Origin of the sequence: Lamprobacter sp. (genome assembly GCF_034860625.1) — a bacterium.
Classification (GTDB): Bacteria; Pseudomonadota; Gammaproteobacteria; order Chromatiales; family Chromatiaceae; genus Lamprobacter.
In genome coordinates, this window is the sequence record NZ_JAYESN010000637.1 from 1 (window position 1) to 900 (window position 900).

Here is a 900-nt window from a genome sequence, read left to right on the forward strand (position 1 = left end):
TGCATCGGGGAAGCGCTCGACCAGCCAGTGGGCCTGGCGCCAGAAGTAGCGCACCTGCTTGAGCTGTTCGACGGCCTCTTGGCGGGCGGCGTCGGCGGCCTTGCGGGCGCGGGTGATGTCGCGGCTGTTCCAGACGTCGCTGTCCTTGGCGTTGCCGTCCTTCTCGCAGGTGTCGATCAGGCGGGTGGCGAGCTTGTAGAGGAGGTCACTCTGTTTGACCAAGTCGCGGCTGGTCTCGGCCAGCGGGGCGAGCTGTTCGGTCAGCGTGCTCAGGCCGTCGCTGGGCTCGGGGAGCCGGCCCGCTTTGGCGGTTGCGTCGGCGACGCTGTCTTCGAAGTCTTCCACGTCGTCGGCGAAGGTATCCATCGCCTGGTCAAGCTCGGCCAGGGTGTCCGCGTGGGGACCGTCCAAGTCCAGCCTGTCCAGGAAAGGCCGCAGCAACTCGACCAGCTCGGCGACGGCGTCCAGATAGCCGGGCAGCGGGCCGGGGAGCAGCTCGTCCTCGGTCTCCTGCTCGCAGCAGGCCTCGGCCGCTTCCAGCACTTGGGCCAGGTAGTCGGAGACCAGTTCCAAGAAGCGTTCGGTCTCGCCGCGATAGAGCCAGACGATGGCGAGCAGGTTTTGCTGCTGTTCGGGGCTGAAGTCGTAGATCTTGCGCGTGACCTTGCGGTAGATGTTGCGCGCATCGAGCATCAGTACCTTATCGCGGTATTCTGCTGGCTTGGCGCGGTTCAGGAACCACAGCTCACAGGGCACGGTGCGGGTGTAGAAGAAGTTGGAGCGGATGGCGATCATCAGGTCGACGTCGCCGGTCTCCACCAGCTTCTGCCTGAGGGCCGCCTCGCCGCCACCGGCGCTGGACGCCTGGGAGGACATGACGAAGCCGGCGCGCCCGCGCTT

1 protein-coding gene is annotated in these 900 nt (G+C 66.4%); it reads right to left on the bottom strand.

Annotated features, from left to right (window positions below):
• The coding region (locus tag VBE63_RS30415) for an N-6 DNA methylase (RefSeq protein WP_323686689.1) at positions 1–900 on the bottom strand (900 nt) is incomplete at both ends.